Below are 18,403 nucleotides of genomic sequence, written 5' to 3'. Positions count from 1 at the left end.
CGAAACACTGACCATATTTTATGGAAACATCGGGTCTCTCGATGGTCCAAACGCCGGCTACCGCACGCCCGGACCCCGAAGGCCCGTGAAAGGCCCGATGAATCCGGCACGAAGGGAACGACCATGTTCGCATCATCCCGCCGCGACTTCCTCCGCCTCACCGGCGCGACCGGAGCCGGTCTCGCCCTGGCCGGAGCCAGCCCTGCGGCGCACGCCGCTCCGGCCCGGCCGGCCGAGCCGGCCCTGGTGCCCGAGGCCGACGCGACCACGCTCTGGTGGCGCACGCCGGCGCGGGAGGACCAGATCATCCGGGAGGGCCTGCCGATCGGCAACGGCCGCCTCGGCGCGCTGGTCTCCGGGGATCCGACAGACGACGCCCTCTATCTCACCGACGGCTCGTTCTGGACCGGTGGACGCAACGACACGTTGACCAATGACGGGCAGCTTCCGTACGACGCGAACGGGTTCGGCAGCTTCGGGGTGCTCGCGCAGGTGCGGGTCGCGCTGACCGGGCAGGAGGCGTATGCGGACTATCGCCGCCAGCTGGACCTCAGCAACGGAGTGGTGTCGGCGAGCTACCAGGTCGGCGGGGCGCGCTACCGGCGGGAGGTCTACGCCAGCCACCCGGACGACGTGGTCGTGCTGCGACTCACCCAGACCGGCGGGGGCCGCCACGCCGGCACGGTGTCGCTCGTGGGCACGCACGGCGAGACCACGACCGCGAGTGGCGACCAGGCCGGCTTCGCGGGCACGCTCGTCAACGGGCTGGCGTACGGGGCGGCCGTCACCGTGGTCGGTACCGGGGGACGGGTCCGCGCCGAGGGCGGCAAGGTCGCCTTCGACGGCTGCCGGGAAGTGCTGGTGGTCGTCTGCGCAGGCACGAACTACTCCCCCGATGCGGCGAAGAACTTCCGCGACCCGGCGATCGATCCGCTCGCGCTCGCTCGTACAAAAGTCGCCGCCGCCGCCCGGGTTTCCGGCGCACGGCTGCTCGCCACGCACGTGGCCGACTACCGCCGGCTGTACGACCGGATGACGATCGACCTCGGCACCTCGTCGGCGGTGCAGCGCGCGCTCGACTCCTGGTCGCGGATTGCCGTCCGGCACACCGACCCGACCACCGTGGACCCGGAACTCGAGGCGGCGTACGTGCAGTACGGCCGCTACCTCACGATCACCGGCTCGCGCGACGGGCTGCCGATGAACCTCCAAGGGCTGTGGATCCACAACAACACCCCGGACTGGTTCGCCGACTACCACACCGACATCAACGTGCAGATGAACTACTGGCTGGCCGACCCGGCAGGGCTCGGCGAGTGCGCGGACGCACTGGCCGACTACTGCGTGTCCCAGCTGCCGGTGTGGACCGACGTGACCGGGCGGCTGTTCAACCACCCGAGCAACCGGTTCCGCAACAGCAGCGGGAAGGTAGCCGGCTGGGCGGTAGCGTTCTCCACCAACATCTACGGAGGCAGCGGCTGGGCCTGGCACCCGTCCGGCAACGCGTGGCTGTGCAACTCGCTGTGGCGGCACTACGAGTACAGCCAGGACCGGGCGTACCTGGAGAAGATCTATCCAGTGCTCAAGGGCGCCGCCGAGTTCTGGCAGGCGCGGCTGATCACGACCACGGTCGACGGGCACGAGGTGCTGATCGATGACACGGCCTGGTCGCCGGAGCACGGACCGGACGCCAAGGGTACGACGTACGCCCAGGAACTGGCCTGGGACCTGTTCCAACAGACGCAGGTCGCGAGCGCCGTGCTCGGCCGGGACGCGGAGTTCGCGGCCGCGCTCAAGGACCTGCAGTCGCGGCTCTACCTGCCGCGGGTCAGCCCCAAGACCGGCTGGCTCGAGGAGTGGATGAGCCCCGACAATCTCGGTGAGACCACGCACCGGCACCTGTCGCCGCTGATCGGCTTCTACCCCGGCGACCGGATCGCCGCCGACACGAGTCCGGCGGAGCTGCTCGACGGCGTACGCAATCTGCTGCTGGCTCGGGGGATGGACAGTTACGGGTGGGCGTGCGCGTGGCGGTCGCTGTGCTGGTCGCGGCTCAAGGACGCGGAGCGGGCGTACCAGCTCTACCTCACGGTGCTGCGGCCGTCGATGAACAACGGCAACGGCACCGCGGCGAACCTCTTCGACATGTACAGCCAGGGCAGCTACACGATCTTCCAGATCGACGCCAACCTCGGCGGTGCCGCCGCAGCCCTGGAAATGCTGCTCTACTCCCGGCCCGGCGTGATCGAATTGCTGCCCGCGCTGCCCCGCGCCTGGGCCGCCCGCGGCTCGGTCACCGGCGTCGGAGCACGCGGCGGCTTCGAGGTCGACCTCACCTGGCGCGACGGGAAGGCGACCCGGGCAGTGATCCACAGCATCGGCGGCACCACGACCGAGGTCCGCGCGGGTACCTGGCGGCACCGCGTCACGCTACGGCCAGGCGAATCGGTGACGCTCACGCCGGGACGCTGACCACCCGAAGGACCGGGAGAAGGCACTGCCACCGATCGTCACGGAACCGACGGGGCGCCGGCGCTCCGCTGGTCCGTTGTGGGCGGCAGCCAGCAAAGGCAGAACGGGTGACCGGCGGGATCGGCATAGACCTGGGCGCCCCGACTCGCGGCGCGGTCGTCGGCCGCCTTCAACAGGCGCGCCCCCAGCGCGACCGCCTGCTCGTGCGCGGCGTCGAAGTCATCGACGTAGAGGTCGAGATGGACTTGCTGTGGAGTGCCGTCAGGCCAATCGGGCGGAACATGGTTCGGCGCGAGTTGGATGCCCAGCTGCCAGTCGCCGTCGACCCAGATGTTGCGCCAGCGGTCGCCCCCGTCCACGGTGCCGCCCAACATCCCGGCCCAGAACTTGCTTTCCGCATCAAGATCCGCGGCGTCGAAAACGATCATCCGATGCCTGATCTTCATGAAAGTCGCACCCTCCCGCCAGCCGTGCGGCCACCGACCCGTCCGAGTAGCCCGCTCGAACGGATCGACCAGCAGCTCAGCAGCAGCATAATCCGATAGGCGGCGCCCTCCTGGCCGGCGAAGGGCACCACGAAACGCGTATCCCGAACGCGGCTCGACGTGTCTACATCAACCGATGTCGCAGTCGACGGCCCCGGCCACCGCTGGCGACACTGGAACGAGGACCACCTTGCCGCCCTTGTCGCGGACTCGTAGGGCCCGGTGACCATGTTCCTCGCCGAGGGCGCCAATGTTGGCGCCACAGGCTTCGAAGGCCCGCAGCCCGAGCCGCCGCGCATGGCGATCAGGGCGAAATCGTTCGGGTTGGCGGATAGGCGTGCGGTGGTGATCAGGGCTTCGAACTGGAGGTGGCCCAGGCCGAGGGTGGATGATTCGGGTGGTACCACGGTCTGCGGAGGTAGTCGGCTGGTGAGTGCGGCGGGATGTCCTCGATGACGCAGACGCGGTAGAAGCCGATGACCACCCACAGTCGGCGGGAGTCGGCCGAGGGCTGGCGACGACGTACGTCCGGCAGCCAGCGCAGGTACCGCTCGATATCCACCCGGCCAACGGACAGCGGGTGCAGGTCCTGGTGGCCGCACCAGGTCGGGAACACCCGCAGGTCGGACTCGGTGTGCAGCCGCGGGTCACCCCGGTGCCGACCGAGGTGGCCGGCTGCAGCGGCGCGGAGAGCGAGACGATCGGAAGAGACGACACTGGCACCGAAACCGGGAAAGGCAGTCATACCTCACGGTGCGTCACCAGGCACCCTCAGCGCCAAGGCCCGGTGTGCGGCAGATCGGGATGCCAAGATCACTCGCTCGGACATCATCGACATGCCGCCGAACGCGCGGGTGACCGAGGACAGAAGCGGATACCGCGGTGCGCGATCAAAGATCCGTTCGCTGTTCGAGCACGACTGGACTGCCGGCCTCGCCGGAGCAGAGACCACGTGCGCCGGCCGTGCCGGAAGAGCCCGCAGACTGATTCCGTCGCGGTGAACAGTCCAGTGGCATCCAGGCCGTAGGCGTGCAGCCGCACCGCACTACCGCCGAGCAGACGCGGTACCCGTCAACGGATGTGTTCCCTGGTCCACCTGAATGCTGCGGCCGTGTGGGTTGCACCTTCACGGAGGTAGAAGCGATGTGCCTCGGTTCGCGCAACGCCGGACTCCAAGAAGACGTAGTCGGCACCCTGCTCGTGCGCCCACGCCCTGGCGGTCGTCAGCAGGCTAGCGCCGACGCCTCGGGAGCGCCATTCGAAGTGCACAGCAAGATCTTCGATCGAAGCCCGACGCCCGAAGCGCACCGACAGGATGTCCAGGTAGACGCTGGCCACGCCGACCAACTGATCCTGGTGCGAGCGGGCTTCGAACAGTGCAACGTTCTCGTCGGCGAGAACCTGTACGGTGCGCTCGACGGCGCGGTCCCGGTCCCAATCCGGGGGACGGCTGCCGGGTGGGTCGAAGAGCCACTCCAGCCCCCGCACGAATTCGGCCTCGGCACCTTGCCGTAACCGTCGAATCTGGATGTTCATCAAGCCCCCATCAGCTGCCTCGGCGATGGCTGCGCGCTCTCGGAGTCGGAGGAAACCGCTGTCGGACCATATCGCGACACCACCGAGATCCTGATCATCGATGCCTTGGCTATGAGCGCGGGGAGCGGTCCCACCTGGCCGGAAGTTCGGACCCCGCCCCTCACCAACGGGTTTGTGTGGGCGTGACTTCGGGGCCCAGCTGCGACTGGACTTGAACTCGTGCAGGTGTCGAGCATGGGAGGTGCATTCACCGCCGTCATCGATGCTCGTGCGTCCACTGTAACGAGAGCTCGTACGGCGTCACGCGTCGCCTGATTCGTAATGCGGTTGCTCGTCGGCGGCGTGCGGATCGCGTGGGCTGAAGTCGACGTGTGGTGGATATTGCTCCAATGTCGGCTCGGCGGCCGGCCGGGGTGTGGGATCGGATCCTGCTTCGCGGACGTCCGCCAGCAGCTTGGCGATCACCGCTTCGGTCACCCAGGCGTCGCCGGTACGGTCGGTGGCACCCAGCCAATCACCGATGTCCCACATCGCCCGGCAGGCAGCCAGTACGGGGAAGCCGGCCACCTCGCTCTGGCTCAGCGGACGGACCTGCTGGTAGCCGGCGAGGACCGCTGCCCAGCGTTCGCGATCCTCCTCCGGCGAGCCGGGCCCGCGATAGAGAGTGACCAGGTCGTACGCGCGTAACCCGAACCCGCAGTGGTCAAAGTCGAACGTGACGAACCGTCCGTCGCCGTCGATGTGGGTGTTGCCCCGGTGCAGGTCTGCATGGATGATTCCGTATGCGCCGCCGATCGCTCGGAGCCGCTGGATCTCGCCGGTCAGTCGCTCGCCGAGCTTGCCGAGCTCGGCGAGGTCCGCCGCGGCCCGGGCCGAGCCGGCATAGGGTCCCAGGCTGGCCAGCGGCCGTTCGACGAGGATGCGCTCGTCGAGGTGGTAGCGGTCGTGGCTGGTGAGGAAGGCGTCCATCTCCAGGTGCATCCGGGCGATGCCGGAGCCGAACTCGCGCCATTGCTCGGCGGTCAGCGTGCCTTCGTACAAGGGCGTGCCAGGCGCGTGGGTGAACAGGGCGAAGCATCGTTCGCCTTCGGGCGCCATCAGCCGGCCGAGCCGGTCGCCGAGGGTCCGCTGGTACGGGCGGATGACGCCCAGCCCGGCCACGGCCAGGTGCTCAAGCAGGTCGAGCTCGAAGCGGAGGTCGGATTCCGAACGGATCCAGTACTTTTCTCGGTTGTAGACCCGCAGCACGCGGCGACCGCCCTCGACGTCCGTGACGAGGTAGGTGTCGTTGAAGCCGCGGTTCAGCAAGCTCACCTTGACGGGCGCTGCGATGGCGTACTCCCGCTCCACGAGCTGGGCGAGGTCCTCGGCGTGGAGGAGCGAGTGGGTCACGCGCATGTCGAGTGAGCCTATTAGGGGACCAGGTGGCCCGCCAGGGAAACCGGCGGTGGTAGCCAGGCGGTGTGGCGCAGCGTGTGTGGGTGCATCCTCGGCATCCCGATTCCGGCGGTGGCGGCGAGGTGCTTGAGCCGGCGGGTCGCCGCGTGCCGGTCCATCCGGGCTCCGCGGGTTGCGCAGGATCGGACCGTCGAAGCGGCCGTCGACCCCACGGTCCCGCCCTGGCCACTGCTGGTGGCAGTGGAACGAGGACGACCCGAAAGGGCGCTGCCGGCTCGCCGGGGCGGCAGCGCCCTACGGATACGAGGTGATGGATTCCTGTCTCGGATGCCCCTCACTCCGTCGGAATCTGCCCTGATCCTGCGGGTGCGGTGGGGGCGCCGTGGTCGACTGCCAGGTTCCGCTCGTTACGGGGTTTCGAGCAGTTGGTCGCCCGAGTGTCGCCGGAAGAGTCCTGTCATCCGCGCGACGCCGGATAGTCGGTCATCGGATGTTGTCCGGGCGCTTTCATTCGATGCGTAGGGCGTCGGGTCGGGTCACGGCTCGGACGAATGGCAGCGTGGCGGCGGTGGCGAGTAGGCAGGCGACCAGCGTGGTGGTGCCGATGGCGGCGTATCCGTCCCACGGTAACGGCGGCGGGGCGACCCCGGTCGATGCGCTGAGTCCGACGAGCAGCCAGGAACTGGCGGCGGTGACGAGCACGGCGAAGCCGATGGTGAGCGCCAGGGGAAGCGCCGCGTACAGCAGGGCGCTGTGCCGCAGCACCCGGGCGGGAGTTCCCATCGCGGTCAGTGCCGAGTGTGCCCGGTGCCGCTCGCGGATGCCGTCGGCGGTGGTGACGGCGAGCGAGAGGCCGCCAGCCAGTACGACGGCGATGGTCATGAGGAGCGCCGCGCGGGTGTAGCCGTCTGAGGACGACCGGGCCAGCACGACGGCTTCCTCGGCGGTCAGCGGTGGGAAGGGGGTCTGCTGTGCGCCGAGGCGCGCCCGGACCGCCTCTAACGTCTCGGCCCGGCCGTCGGTGGCGACCAGTAGGTTCGGGAACCATTCGTCGGGCAGGTCGGCGGGGAGCATCGTGGGTGGGACGAGCAGGTCACCTGCGAGCAGCAGCCCGTCGGTGCGGTTGGTGAACTCGTCGGGCAGGGTGACTTCGGGAAGCTCCGCCGGTACGTCGAGGATCGGGCCGGCCGGTGGACGGTCTGGCTCGATCACCGGTTGAAGCCGACCCGCCGCCGTGATGGTCGACGAGGGGAAGTAGCTTCCGGTGAGGTAGTGCAGGGTGTTCGGACGGCAGTCGGACAGTGGCGCTCGCAGGATCCGTCCCAGGTCGTCGCAGTCGGCGATCACAGCTCGGACGTTCTGCTCACCGATCCGGGCGGTTCCGTCGCTGCAACAGTCTGTCGGTCGTACGCCGGGCGGCAGTAGGTCCAGGTGGCGGACCGCGGCGACCTGGGCGACACCGTCCACCGCGCGCAGTGTCTCAACGACCGGCTCCACCCGGGCGTCGGCGGCGAGGGTCACCACGACGGTGTGCGGGCGCAGGGCACCGGCCAGGCCGTCGTCGCCGTCGACGTCGATCTGGTCGAGGACGGGCAGCAGCGCCACCACCCAGCCGAGCAGGACGACCACCAGAGCGGTCCCGGTAACCGCCCGGGCGGCGCCGGCCGGATCGGCGATCAGTCGACGCCCGGCGAGTTGGCTGGCCAGGCCGGGTCCCCAACGTGCCACTGCCAGGCCAGTCACTCGGGCCAGCGCGGCGGCGCCAACCGCCAGGCCGACCAGACACATCACCGCCCCGCCCAGCAGAAGCGCACGACCGTGCCAGGCACCCGCGAGCACGGCCCGGCGGTCGGCGTAGGCGCCAACCAGCATGGCGAGACCGAGGCCGAGCGGGAGCAGCCGGAAAGCGCCGGCGCGGGCCGGCTTGGCCTGCCGCCGTACGCCGAGCGGGGACGCCACCGCGCGGCGGAGCGCGAGACTACCGGTGAGGGCGGCCAGCGCCGGCACTCCGACCAGTACGGCCATCGCCACCGCTGGTGGCGGTGCCACGTCCTGCGGATAGAGGCCGTCCGGAATCGGCAGTAACGCCGCCACCGGGGCGCGGAGCAGGAAGAACAGTCCGGTACCCGCCAGCACGCCGAGCGCTCCAACGACCGCAGCCTCCACCGCGCCGAGCATCCGCAGTTGGCCTGCGGTGGCGCCGACCAGACGCATGGCGGAGGCCCGCCGTTCCCGGCTGGCCTGGGAGAGCCGGACCGAGGTGCCGATCAGGACCAGCAGCGGCACCACCAGGCCCACACCCGCCAGGGCGACCACCACCAGCAGGGTGCCCGTGGCGTTCGCCTCCTGCCCCATCCCGGTCCCGTCGACGTGCACACCCTGGGATGCGAACAGCGACCCTTTTGCGGGGCGTTCGAACGCCGTTGACAGGCCGGATTCGATGCCCGGTGGGCCGACGAGGCCACCGGGCGGTGGGCCCGCGACGGCGTACATCTCCTCCGGGCCGACCAGACCCGCCGGGGTCACCGTGCCCACCATCCGTTCGGGCAGGCGTGGCGCGAGTTCCGCGCCGTGTGTGCCGGCCAACACCGCCGCCAGCGCGGGCGACACGAACATCTCCCCGGCCTGCGGGGTTCTCGGCACGCCCAGCGGTGGGGCGACCGCCGGGCCGACGACCTCGACCCGGAGCACCCGGATCTCACGCCCGCGCCAGAATCCGACCGACAGTGCCGCCCGTACTCCCTCGGTGCGGGTCCCGGCGTCGGCGGTGGGCACGACCGCCCGGGCCGCATTCTTGCCGATCCGCTCCACCACGGCGGGCAGCACACCCCCGACCGCGAGCAGCAGGACCACTCCCGCCGCCACCCCACCGACCATCATGAGCAGTCGGATCCGTCCCTCGCGCCCGCCGGTAAAGGTGAGCCGGAGTCCAAGCGCCAGTCCCCACCCGGTCACGCCGACACCTCCGTTGGCGCCGTCGCGCCGTCCCGCAACACGACTTCCCGATCCGCGTACGCCGCGACCCGGGGGTCATGCGTCACCAGCACCACCGCCGTGCCCTGCTCCCGGGCCGTGCCCACCAACTCGTCCATGACGAGTTCACCGTTGAAGCTGTCGAGCGCACCGGTCGGCTCGTCCGCGAACACCACCCGTGGCCCGGTAACCAGCGCCCGGGCCACCGCCACCCGCTGCCCTTGGCCGCCGGACATCGCGCCGGGCTGTTTGCCGGCCACGTCAGCAACGCCGAGCCGGTGCAGCCACTCCCGGGCCCGTGCCTCGGCCACCCGCCGCCGTACCCCGGCCAGCCGTAGCGGGAAGGCGATGTTCTCCAACGCCGTCAGGTCCGGCACCAGCGACCCGAACTGGAAAACGAAACCGAAGTCGGTGCGCCGCAGGCGGCTGCGCCGGTCGTCGGACTGGTCGTCGAGGCGTACACCGTCGTACCACACCGTGCCGCTGTCCGGCCGGAGGATGCCGGCCAGGCAGTGCAGCAGAGTGGACTTGCCCGAACCCGAGGGGCCGACCAGCGCGACCAGTTCACCAGGGCCGATCTCCACGGAGACTCCGGCCAGTGCCTGGGTAGCCCCGAAGGCGAGTCGGAGGTCGACGGTCCGCAGCAGGGAGCCGCTCATCGCACCTCCCGAGCCAGGTGGTCCAGCCGGGCCGCGGTGTGGTCGATCCACCGCAGGTCGGCTTCGAGGTGGAAGAGAGTGAAGTCGCAGGCGACGGCTACGGCGGTGCTGCCACCCCGTTTGCGTGCCGTCACCTCCCGCATCGTCTGGCGGTGTGCCGCGCGCTGCGCGTCGAGCACCTGCAGGGCGGGCCGCCCGGACCGCAGCGCGATCATCACCTTGACGTAGACCACCGACTGCAGGTAGGCCGAGATCCCCTCCGGCTCGGCCAGCCACCGCTCCAGGTGCGTCACCCCGTCCGGGGTCAGCGCGTACGTCGTCCGGTCCGGACCACCCACCCGCTCGACGGCCACCGCCTCGATCTCGCCGTCCCGGGACAGACGGGCGAGGGTGGCGTACACCTGGGGTGGTTTCACCGGCCGATTCCAGCCGAACTGCGCGTCGTATTCGCGCCGGAGGTCGTAGCCGTGTCGGGGTACGGGCTCCAACAGCCCGAGCAAGGTTTCCGGAAGCGCCATGCATGGCACTAGACACTGCGTTACTAGTTTTTGTCAAGGACCGGACCGGGGCGCCGCGCCGGACAACGGCGGGAGAGTTCCGAACTATCCAGTCGCCGACCCCCTCCGATCGACGGCTTGAGCCACTTGAGCAGAGCGACGTTCAGGTCGTATCCGGGCCGCAACTGACGCCACCCCGACTACTGAGGTTCCCCCCGGGATGTGGACACCGGGTTATGCCGCGATCTGTTGCAGGGTAGCCGGTGTGAGGGTTTGTTCGTAGTCGGCGGGGCTGAGGTAGCCGAGTGCGGAGTGGCGGCGCCGGTGGTTGTAGAAGGCGATCCACCGGAACACGTCGCGGCGGGCGTCGGGTTCGGTGGTCCAGCGGTGGTGGTCGACATCCAACTCTCGTTTGAGGGTGGCGAAGAACGCCTCGGCCAGGGCGTTGTCGTACGAGGATCCGATCCGCCCCATCGAGCGGCGGATGCCGTGCCGTTGGCAGGCGTCGGCGAAGTCGCGGCTGACGTATTGGGCGCCCCTGTCCGAGTGGAAAATCACGCCGTCGACTCGGCCGCTCCGGGCGGCGACTGCGGCGTCCAGGGCGTCGATGATCAGGCTGGTGCGCATGTGGGTGTTGATCGACCAGCCGATCAGGCGGCGGGTGGCGATGTCGATGACGGTGGCCAGGTAGAGCCAGCCGCCGCCGACGCGGAGGTAGGTGATGTCGCCGCACCACCGCTGGTCCGGTGTCGTGGCGGTGAAGTCCCGGCCGATCAGGTCCGGCGCCGGCGGGGCGGCCGGATCCGGGATCGTGGTGCGTTTGCGGCGGCGTAGGTGCCGGCCCACGATCTCCCGCTGCCGCATGATCCGCTCGACTCGCTTGCGGTTGACCCGCACACCCCGGTCGCGCAGCTCGACGGTCACCCTCGGGGACCAATAGGCGCCACCGGAGTCGGCGTGGATGACCCTGATCTGCTCGGCGAGGGCGTCCTCGGCGGCGGCGCGGGCCTGCCGTGCGGGTTCGCTGGCGGCCCAGCGGTAGAACCCGGAGCGGGACACGGCCAGGATCCGGCACAGCCGCTTGACGCTCCAGGTGGCGCGGTGGGTGGAGATGAACCGGAAGCGGCTGGTCACCGATCCATCTCCTTCGCGAAATACGCGGCTGCCTTGCGCAGGATCTCCTTCTCCTGCCGCAGCTCAGCCACCTCACGCCGCAGCCGGGCGATCTCCGCGTCCTTGTCCGCCACCGACAGAGCGTCCCCACCCGATGCCGGACCCGTGCCGGTTTGCCGCTCCTGCTTACGGACCCAGTTCCGCAGCGTCTCGTGACTCATCCCCAACTCGCGGGCGACCTGGTTGATCGGCCGACCCGACGAACGGACCAGGTCAACCGCGTCACGCTGGAACTCTTCCGTGTACTTCGATGGACGCCCCAACGGGGACACCCCTTCCTCTGGACCAACGTCCAGTTTCAGGGTGTCCACATCTCAGGGGGAAGCCCACAGGTTCGCGCCTGGCGGTCCGACTGGGGTTTCAACAGGCCAGACCGCCTTGGTGGAGTTGGTGCACGCCCTGCCTGATTCTGAGGTATGAGACAGCCGCGGTGCTCGGGGTCGATGATGTCGCGATCAGGCGCGGGATCGAGCACACCGACCGAACCCGCGTGGGCTGGCCTGGGCGTACCCGTCGATGGTCGCGGCCGGGCTGATCGCGTCGCCGCCGGCTCGTGGGCTGCGGTAATGCTCACCGCGACGCGTGGGCCGGGCGCCGCGCTCGGCGTGGCCGCGGCTGTCGCGGCCGGGTCCGCCGCCTGAACCGTGGCCCGCCGCGCCCCGTTGACCCGGTGTCATTCACGGTGGCTAGGGACATTGCCTACAATCGCTCCCTGACGGCCGCCCCATCGAAGAGGATCCTTGATGACCGATCCCAAAATCGACGTAACCCGGCCGAGTAGTGCGCGGGTGTGGAACTACCTCCTGGAGGGCAAGGACAACTTCGCCGTCGACCGGGACTTGGGCGAGGCGCTCCGCTCGGCGCACCCGGGGATCGTGGCGGTCGCCCAGGCGCAGCGGAGGTTCCTCATCCAGGCGGTCACGCTGCTCGCCGGTGAGGTGGGCATCCGGCAGTTCCTCGACATCGGTACCGGTCTCCCGACGGCCGACAACACTCACGAGGTCGCGCAGCGAGTGGCACCCGAGTCACGGATCGTATATGTCGACAACGATCCGCTCGTGCTGGTGCACGCCCGCGCGCTGCTGACCAGTTCACCCGAGGGAGAGACCGCATATGTGGACTCCAACGTGGAGGATCCGGAGCGGATCCTGAGCGAGGCCGCCCAGACGCTCGACTTCAGCAGGCCCGTGGCCCTGACCATGATTGGCATCCTGGGCAACGTCGCCGACTACGCCGAGGCCCGCTCGATCGTCCAGCGGCTGCTCGCCGCCATGCCATCGGGCAGCTACCTGGCGGTGAGCGACGGAACGAGCACCAGCGTGCAGAGCGTGGAAAGCCAGCGAATCGCCAACCAGAGCGGCCACCCGTACAACCTGCGTACTCCGGAGGAGATCGGCGGCTACTTCGAGGGCCTGGAACTGCTTGACCCCGGCGTGGTGTCGACCTCGCTGTGGCGGCCAGAGCCGGGAACAGAACCGGCCGCCCTCGACGTGTACTGCGCGGTGGGCCGCAAGCCTTGATCTTTCGGTATTTGGGTTACGGTTAGCGGCGTAGGCCGGTGTGTGGTCCAGGAAGTTGAAACACAGCTGGCATCCGCCGCCGATGCGGTGCAGGCCGGTGTTTACGGCGGTGTCTGCGTTGTCGAGGAGGCGGCGCGCGAGCGGGTAAATCGCCTGTTCAGCCTCGCGTCTCGCCTGGATCGAGCAGGCATCCTCCTCATCGTCATCCATTTGGTTCGTCCTGTTTAGACGATTGACTACAACGTCGGGCGCCCGGATCTGCCGCAGACCGCGCGTCGGGCAGCGTCGGTCCTGGTTGTCGTTCCTCAACCTGCATGTCGTGTTGACCGCGCTGTGCTGGCAGGCGTCGACGCTCGATCCCCGGTGCAACCCAGCGTGACCGACCTGACCCCGGACCTCGGCCCTTCGGACAAGCCACTACCCAGATCCGCCACCAACCACCCTGAAACCCCGGCGTGGAGAGTGCCTTGCAAGGGATGCCACAAGCGGACGCGGACCGAGCTACGCCGGCGGTGTTTGTTGGGGAGGGCTGGGGCCACCGGCGGCCGAGCGCGACGGCGTTCGTGCGGCGTCGATAGGGTGCAGTCGTGGTGATCGACATGCTCGAGGTCCTGCAGGAGCGCATCGCGACGTTCCGGCGCTTGGAGGCCGAGCACCGCTTCGGCGTCGTCATCGACGCCCAGGTGCCACTGCCCCGCATCCCGGAGCTACCAGCCGGGCTGTACGACGTGTTCGACCTGGTCGGCCGGGTCGAGACCGGCGTCTTCCGGTTCGAGCCGCCCCCGGTGGTCCGCACCGTCGAGACGTGGTCGGCCAGGCCGCCCACCGACGCCAGCATCTGGGTGGAGCACGCGTTGCCGATCGGCCGAGAGGTCGTCTGGATGGACGAGGACAACCCCGTGACGGGTGGCCAGGTCGACATCGATGTCGTCGATGGCAGCGTCTTCCATCTCGACGGCGACGACTTCGCGGACTACTGCCACCGAGGTGGGGAAGGGCGCCTTGACTGCACAAAGCTCGCACCCGACCTGCCGACCTTTTTCGCCCGATACGTATTCGGGCCCGAGTACCCCGACTTGGTCGGCCTCATCTGCAGGTTTCCGGCGTACCGGACCCGCAGGCGCCGCTACGCCGATCCCTGGATGCGGCTGCTCGTCGCCGCCGGGTTGGTCGCGCCGCCTGCCAGCGGCAAGATCTGACCGCCCCGCCGCCGCTGCGTCTGCTGGCGACCCGGCCGCGTTGAGCCGCGATGCCACCATCGCACCGCGATGCCCCGCCGCGGCTCGGCACGCACGACGGCACGCATGGCAGATCCGGGCTGGGTCCGTTCCCAGATTGCCACCGCTGCGACGGATCCGACGTACCGGCACAGCGTCCTTCGACGTGGTCGCCGACGGTCGCCCGCGTGATGCCCGCAGATCCGCTCAGCCCCATGGCGGGAGGCTCGATCGGCGGCAGATCCGGCCCTTACCCCGCCTGACCGGCGCGGGCCTCGTAGCCTCCGCATCTCAGGCCAGGCCGTAGAGCCGGTTGAGGTCGAGTAGGTGATGGCCTACGACCGAGCCGCCGATCACGTCCAGCACGAGCACCAGAAACACGTTGGGCGTCTCGCATCGCACGAGGACGTGCTCGTAGACGCTCTCAGGCATCCTCCAGGCGTAGGGCACTGCTCCCGCCGAGAAGTCGTGGCCGCCGAAGTCCTCCGGTGGGATGGCCTCGAAGTATGGCCAGAAGTCGAACGGCGGCTCCTCGTCCGGGTCGACTCTGATCGGATGTAGCGCCATTGTGGCTTTGTAGTCGTCTTCTGTAAGCTTCGGCATTCGATCAGGATGGCAAGCCCAGGACCGCTGATGCGAGCAGGGTAAGCATCGCACCTACCGGCTGCGGCGTGCCCGAACCAGGCCGCCAGGCTCACGTCCTCGGCCGTCACCCACCTACCGCTCCGCGCTGAATGCCCGCCACGCCAACCAGTGCAGAAGCTGGTCTCTGCACGTCGGGCTCGCGACCTTCAGCCCGCGAAGTTCGGTCTCCGCGATGTCCAGTTTTGCGAATGCGAAGTCCGGCCGTTCGCCGATCGGCCTGTCAAGGATCGGGTGTCGAAATGAGATGACCAGACACATCCATCCCGGTGTCGGAGTGGGCTCCGGCAGGTACGGCACGACTACGTGCACCACGGCACGGTCAAGGTCGGTCCTGGCGCCCTTACGACTGTAGTTGGAGACCTCGGCCGCCCGTACGAGCCTTTCCATCTCTTTTGGTGACGCGATCAGAACCCGGCCGGGCACCGGCCAGCCGAACCAGGTATTCACGTACTGGCCGACACGCCGACGATGCCACCGCCGAACACCCGCGAACACCCGCGCCCTCCTGTCGGAGCAGACCACCCGTCATCGAGGCCACAAGCTACCTGGACGACTGGGTGATCCGTAGCGACGAGATGCACCTGTTGAGTCTCGCGTAGGTGCTCCGGACACAACCAGAAGGCATCCCCGACACCCGTTATCCGCATGATCGAACGCACTCAACTCGGCGTGACCGGACGCCGCGTCGAACGTACGTCGCCACGCTCTGTGACCCGTGCGCGGCCCGCCACCGCGCGTGCTCTGCGGCAGATGCGGAGGCCGTGCAAGCCTCTCCGGGCTCCGTGTGAGGATCTTCTGGTGGTCATGGAGCCGGTCCCCAGCTACGAGGACCTGATCTGGCTGTTCGAGGCGGAGCCGGTCTATCGGTACGCGGACGACGAGCGCGACGCCGGATACGAGTTCGACTGGCGAGAGCTGTGGCCCTACACGGCAGTGACGTTCCGAACCACCCGAGCCGGATACGACATAGAGATGTACATCGAGCCGGGATACGAGGTCGTTCGGCTACGGTTGCGGACCGCCCCCGACGGAGCCGAGCTGCTCGACCTGGATCTGCGTGGCGTTCAGCGTGTCGGAGTCGAACGGATCCACGGTCGCGAGCTGCTACGGGTCGATTTCCCGGATGACGCGCCGGCTTCCGCTCTGTGGCTACGGATGAAGCCCGACGTCGCGCTGCACTGGTCGTACGGCACGGCAAGTTGACGTGGCTGCTCGGAGAGCGGCATGAGCGGATGCCCAGCATCTGACGTCGGCGACCGCAGGCAACGCGGATCCGCGGCCGCATTCGGCGCCGCCGGTGTTCTACTCGCTGAACTCGGTCACGGAAAACGCCTTGTCCAGCCTACCGGCGGCCAGGTCGTCGTGGCGGATCACAAAACTCCCGTAGTAGCACTCGTCGGCCAAGGAAAAGCGGGCGAGCGACACCCACTCGCTCGTCAGCCGGTGCTTCTCCTTCTCCACATGGGAATACCACTTCGCCACCGGGATGACGATCTCGCCGGCCTTCTCGCGCCCCGCGAGGGTCTGTTCCGCAATACCCGTGATCACCTCATCGTCGGCATACCCACCGATATAGGCGCTGGCGAGCCCCTCGTCAGACGGCCAGAGGTCGTAGGCCAGGGCACAGAGTTCGTCCAGGTGTGGCAGGTCACGCTCCAGGTCACGGTCCAACTGCCGCTGGAAGGGCGACGGGTCGTCCTCGTCCTCGTCCGTGCCGAACCAATTGGGCAACTGCGCGAGGAGCGTGGCGCCGACGTCGTACTGCTTGCCGATGAACTCGTCGTTGGTGGGTTCTTCCGCCACCTCGGTATCGGTGCTGGCCGGTACATACACGACTCGCGCGTATCTCCGCTCCCCGGTGGCTCTGGCCAGGTAGTCCTCCTCGTGGTCCAGGAAGAAGAGCAGCGAGCCGTCTACCGGCAGGCCGAAGCCGTCGACTCTCGGCAGCGCCGCACAGTCGACGGAGAAGATGAACGGCAACGGACTGACCCCGGCGAACGGCCAGTCCATGCCCACCGGCAGCCGGGGCAACCCACCGAACTGCCCGACCGGAACACCGTCGGAACCCCCGCTCAACCGGATCGACAAACGGAGGTACTTGGTGAACCCGCTGATCTCGTCGTCCGGGATGCCCAACTCGAGCGCTGCACGACGAAACTGCCCCTGATGATCCATGGCCCAGCATGATGCCACGAAGACAACGACGAGAGGGCGAGCCGGCAACCGGGTGACCCACGGCCCGCAGACGCCATCGTCGGCACCGCCGCGGTGATCGGGTGCGTCCGCATCGGCACAGGCGTGCGTCCGACACGTCGAACTATGGCGTACCGATAGTGAGGGGCGCCGGTGTCCAGCGCGCTCGCTCGGCGGCAGAGGAGGATGCACCCGGAATTTTAGCTGCGGTTCGCGCATAGGTACGCGGTGACCGCGTGTAAACGGCGGACAGCAGCACGGTTCCGGGAGGCAGGGTCGCGTGAGCGATGGCTTCCACCTGAGCCGCGCTGGCGACCTGCGAGCGGGACTGCACCGGGAGCGGATCCAGTTCGTTGTTGACGAAGACCAGCCCGGCCACGCCGCAAGCGATCAGCGACAGCACCAAGGTTTTTCCTGGAGTTTGCGTGGCACGAATTCCTTCGACCGGGCGACTGTCATATCCCTGTACGGGCGGTGATGTGTCCGGAGATTTTGCCTTCGCCCACTACAGTGAAACTTGCACCGATAGCGTCGACGGTGTGGTCCGACTGTCAAGGACTTGGGCGAGGTGCCGGTGGGCGAAGCGTGTGAGTCGGTAGATTGGAATCCGCTTGGCTCGGCCGGGGCACACTCCCAGCTGGCCGGCGTGGTCGCTGGTCTCGTCTTCGCTGGCATAGTCATGCTGATCGATAGGGAGACGCCGAGACGTCCGTCGGCCAAGGCGTTGACCATGTTCATCGCCGGCCTGGTCACGTTCGCTCTGGATAGCTTTTTCTTTGGCGTCATCGCCGGTGAACGGACCTGCCCCCGGGCCTGGACGCAGACGACGGTGGCGGCTGGGATGCTTGGGGTTGGCTCGCTCACCCTGTTCACCGGCTTAGCGTGGCTGATCGCCGGGCGCAGCGAGTTCGAGTCTCCGCTCCGGTTGATCCGGGTGACCGCGTACGGTCTGTCCCTGGTGATAGTCGGACAGTTGGCGGTGACCGCGCACGACTATCTGAGGGATGTCCGGCCCGAGGGGATGTATCCCTGGCTCGACTGGCTGGTCCGGGCATGGTCGGCGCTGGTCGCGCTGGTCGTTGTCGGGCACGCGTTTGCTCCCCGACTTCGTTACGGGGCGCATCGGGCGGTGACCCACGCGGCCTACCTCGGGATTGCCTACGTCCTCAGCTGTGCCGTCATCTTCGGTCTGTTGACCACTGTCGACCGGAGCTACTGGGCGGACGGGGTCTCGCCAGGCGTATTCATCGCCGCCGCTCTCCTGTCGGTCATGCTGCCTGGCATAGTGGTCGTTGTCCAGCTGATGGCCTTCCCGTCGGGGACGGTGGCGGTTCGACCGCCGGTCGCTCCGGCGCCGCCCGCTTCCGATGGGCCGTCGCCTCCGCGTGGCAAGCCGCCGGCCGTGGAAGACTCGGTTGGCTCCGAGTCGTCGTCTGCCGACCCCCGGGGCAACACCAGGTGATCCGCTCCCCTGGGGGCAGCAGCGGATTGTCAGCAAGGAGGGCACCGCTACTTCGAGCAGAACGAACCCCCTTTCCAGCCACTCCTCGCGCGGTGCCCGACGAGACCGCAGGCCAGGAGAGAGCCACGCCAATGCCACCGGTAGGCAGCCGCAACGTGGGAGCGTCTCGCCGG

General features: G+C 68.6%; 19 protein-coding genes. 6 read left to right on the top strand and 13 right to left on the bottom strand.

The window, feature by feature from the left end:
- The first annotated feature begins 123 nt into the window (after positions 1-123).
- A complete protein-coding gene (locus ACSMXO_RS12395; protein ID WP_455417820.1) occupies positions 124-2,472 on the top strand; it encodes a glycosyl hydrolase family 95 catalytic domain-containing protein in 2,349 nt (782 codons plus the stop codon).
- Between the two features lie 38 nt (positions 2,473-2,510).
- Here the strand turns inward: ACSMXO_RS12395 and ACSMXO_RS12390 are convergent, their stop codons facing one another.
- The 9 genes from ACSMXO_RS12390 to ACSMXO_RS12350 all read right to left on the bottom strand — a co-directional run bounded on the left by ACSMXO_RS12390 (position 2,511) and on the right by ACSMXO_RS12350 (position 11,456).
- Positions 2,511-2,918 (bottom strand): VOC family protein, encoded by a 408-nt coding sequence (locus ACSMXO_RS12390; RefSeq protein WP_455417819.1) that lies wholly within the window; start codon positions 2,916-2,918, stop codon positions 2,511-2,513.
- A gap of 388 nt (positions 2,919-3,306) precedes the next feature.
- Entirely contained in the window at positions 3,307-3,519 is a 213-nt protein-coding gene (locus tag ACSMXO_RS12385) for a hypothetical protein (RefSeq protein WP_455417818.1), read from the bottom strand.
- 509 nt (positions 3,520-4,028) lie between these two features.
- Positions 4,029-4,493 carry a GNAT family N-acetyltransferase gene (locus tag ACSMXO_RS12380; RefSeq protein ID WP_455417817.1) on the bottom strand — a complete coding sequence of 155 codons (465 nt, stop codon included), beginning with the start codon at positions 4,491-4,493 and terminating at the stop codon, positions 4,029-4,031.
- A gap of 300 nt (positions 4,494-4,793) precedes the next feature.
- Positions 4,794-5,891: a phosphotransferase enzyme family protein gene (locus ACSMXO_RS12375; RefSeq protein ID WP_455417816.1), complete on the bottom strand. Its 1,098-nt coding sequence runs from the start codon at positions 5,889-5,891 to the stop codon at positions 4,794-4,796.
- Between the two features lie 14 nt (positions 5,892-5,905).
- Positions 5,906-6,049: a hypothetical protein gene (locus tag ACSMXO_RS12370; protein ID WP_455417815.1), complete on the bottom strand. Its 144-nt coding sequence runs from the start codon at positions 6,047-6,049 to the stop codon at positions 5,906-5,908.
- A 349-nt stretch (positions 6,050-6,398) separates the two neighbouring features.
- Entirely contained in the window at positions 6,399-8,846 is a 2,448-nt protein-coding gene (locus tag ACSMXO_RS12365) for an FtsX-like permease family protein (RefSeq protein WP_455417814.1), read from the bottom strand.
- Entirely contained in the window at positions 8,843-9,523 is a 681-nt protein-coding gene (locus tag ACSMXO_RS12360; RefSeq protein WP_346262470.1) for an ABC transporter ATP-binding protein, read from the bottom strand. The genes ACSMXO_RS12365 and ACSMXO_RS12360 overlap by 4 nt, the downstream gene beginning before the upstream one ends.
- A complete protein-coding gene (locus ACSMXO_RS12355; RefSeq protein ID WP_346262471.1) occupies positions 9,520-10,041 on the bottom strand; it encodes a PadR family transcriptional regulator in 522 nt (173 codons plus the stop codon). The genes ACSMXO_RS12360 and ACSMXO_RS12355 overlap by 4 nt, the downstream gene beginning before the upstream one ends.
- Positions 10,042-10,254: 213 nt before the next feature.
- A protein-coding gene (locus ACSMXO_RS12350; protein ID WP_455417813.1) for an IS3 family transposase occupies positions 10,255-11,456 on the bottom strand; the annotation gives its coding sequence in 2 pieces (ribosomal slippage) (positions 10,255-11,219 and positions 11,219-11,456; 1,203 coding nt in all).
- A 480-nt stretch (positions 11,457-11,936) separates the two neighbouring features.
- Between ACSMXO_RS12350 and ACSMXO_RS12345 the strand changes: the two genes are divergently transcribed.
- From ACSMXO_RS12345 to ACSMXO_RS12335, 3 genes are all read left to right on the top strand, one after another.
- Entirely contained in the window at positions 11,937-12,713 is a 777-nt protein-coding gene (locus ACSMXO_RS12345; RefSeq protein ID WP_346262477.1) for an SAM-dependent methyltransferase, read from the top strand.
- Positions 12,714-12,755: 42 nt separating this feature from the next.
- The gene (locus ACSMXO_RS12340) at positions 12,756-12,941 is read left to right on the top strand and encodes a hypothetical protein (RefSeq protein WP_455417812.1); all 186 of its coding nucleotides are present in this window, start codon (positions 12,756-12,758) and stop codon (positions 12,939-12,941) included.
- 359 nt (positions 12,942-13,300) lie between these two features.
- Positions 13,301-13,912: a hypothetical protein gene (locus tag ACSMXO_RS12335; protein WP_455417811.1), complete on the top strand. Its 612-nt coding sequence runs from the start codon at positions 13,301-13,303 to the stop codon at positions 13,910-13,912.
- A 309-nt stretch (positions 13,913-14,221) separates the two neighbouring features.
- Here the strand turns inward: ACSMXO_RS12335 and ACSMXO_RS12330 are convergent, their stop codons facing one another.
- Entirely contained in the window at positions 14,222-14,533 is a 312-nt protein-coding gene (locus ACSMXO_RS12330; protein ID WP_346262479.1) for a hypothetical protein, read from the bottom strand.
- Between the two features lie 114 nt (positions 14,534-14,647).
- On the bottom strand, positions 14,648-15,070 hold the full coding sequence (locus ACSMXO_RS12325; protein WP_455417810.1) for a hypothetical protein: 423 nt from the start codon (positions 15,068-15,070) through the stop codon (positions 14,648-14,650).
- Between the two features lie 303 nt (positions 15,071-15,373).
- Between ACSMXO_RS12325 and ACSMXO_RS12320 the strand changes: the two genes are divergently transcribed.
- Positions 15,374-15,778: a hypothetical protein gene (locus tag ACSMXO_RS12320; protein ID WP_455417809.1), complete on the top strand. Its 405-nt coding sequence runs from the start codon at positions 15,374-15,376 to the stop codon at positions 15,776-15,778.
- A 99-nt stretch (positions 15,779-15,877) separates the two neighbouring features.
- On the opposite strand, the gene ACSMXO_RS12315 is transcribed toward ACSMXO_RS12320, so the two are convergent.
- Both ACSMXO_RS12315 and ACSMXO_RS12310 read right to left on the bottom strand, forming a co-directional pair.
- A complete protein-coding gene (locus ACSMXO_RS12315) occupies positions 15,878-16,750 on the bottom strand; it encodes a DUF1963 domain-containing protein (RefSeq protein ID WP_455417808.1) in 873 nt (290 codons plus the stop codon).
- Between the two features lie 142 nt (positions 16,751-16,892).
- A complete protein-coding gene (locus ACSMXO_RS12310) occupies positions 16,893-17,171 on the bottom strand; it encodes a hypothetical protein (RefSeq protein WP_455417807.1) in 279 nt (92 codons plus the stop codon).
- Between the two features lie 156 nt (positions 17,172-17,327).
- On the opposite strand from ACSMXO_RS12310, the gene ACSMXO_RS12305 reads away from it, so the two are divergent.
- The gene (locus ACSMXO_RS12305) at positions 17,328-18,230 is read left to right on the top strand and encodes a hypothetical protein (protein WP_455417806.1); all 903 of its coding nucleotides are present in this window, start codon (positions 17,328-17,330) and stop codon (positions 18,228-18,230) included.
- The last annotated feature ends 173 nt before the right edge of the window (positions 18,231-18,403 follow it).

The organism is Plantactinospora sp. DSM 117369, from assembly GCF_053764795.1.
This window is presented reverse-complemented; position numbering and strand designations above follow the sequence as displayed.

Coding starts and splice junctions, on each gene's coding strand:
- ACSMXO_RS12395 (WP_455417820.1), top strand. CDS start 124: ATGTTCGCATCATCCCGCCGCGACTTCCTCCGCCTCACCGGCGCGACC.
- ACSMXO_RS12390 (WP_455417819.1), bottom strand. CDS start 2,918: ATGAAGATCAGGCATCGGATGATCGTTTTCGACGCCGCGGATCTTGAT.
- ACSMXO_RS12380 (WP_455417817.1), bottom strand. CDS start 4,493: ATGAACATCCAGATTCGACGGTTACGGCAAGGTGCCGAGGCCGAATTC.
- ACSMXO_RS12375 (WP_455417816.1), bottom strand. CDS start 5,891: ATGCGCGTGACCCACTCGCTCCTCCACGCCGAGGACCTCGCCCAGCTC.
- ACSMXO_RS12370 (WP_455417815.1), bottom strand. CDS start 6,049: ATGGACCGGCACGCGGCGACCCGCCGGCTCAAGCACCTCGCCGCCACC.
- ACSMXO_RS12360 (WP_346262470.1), bottom strand. CDS start 9,523: ATGAGCGGCTCCCTGCTGCGGACCGTCGACCTCCGACTCGCCTTCGGG.
- ACSMXO_RS12355 (WP_346262471.1), bottom strand. CDS start 10,041: ATGGCGCTTCCGGAAACCTTGCTCGGGCTGTTGGAGCCCGTACCCCGA.
- ACSMXO_RS12345 (WP_346262477.1), top strand. CDS start 11,937: ATGACCGATCCCAAAATCGACGTAACCCGGCCGAGTAGTGCGCGGGTG.
- ACSMXO_RS12330 (WP_346262479.1), bottom strand. CDS start 14,533: ATGCCGAAGCTTACAGAAGACGACTACAAAGCCACAATGGCGCTACAT.
- ACSMXO_RS12315 (WP_455417808.1), bottom strand. CDS start 16,750: ATGGATCATCAGGGGCAGTTTCGTCGTGCAGCGCTCGAGTTGGGCATC.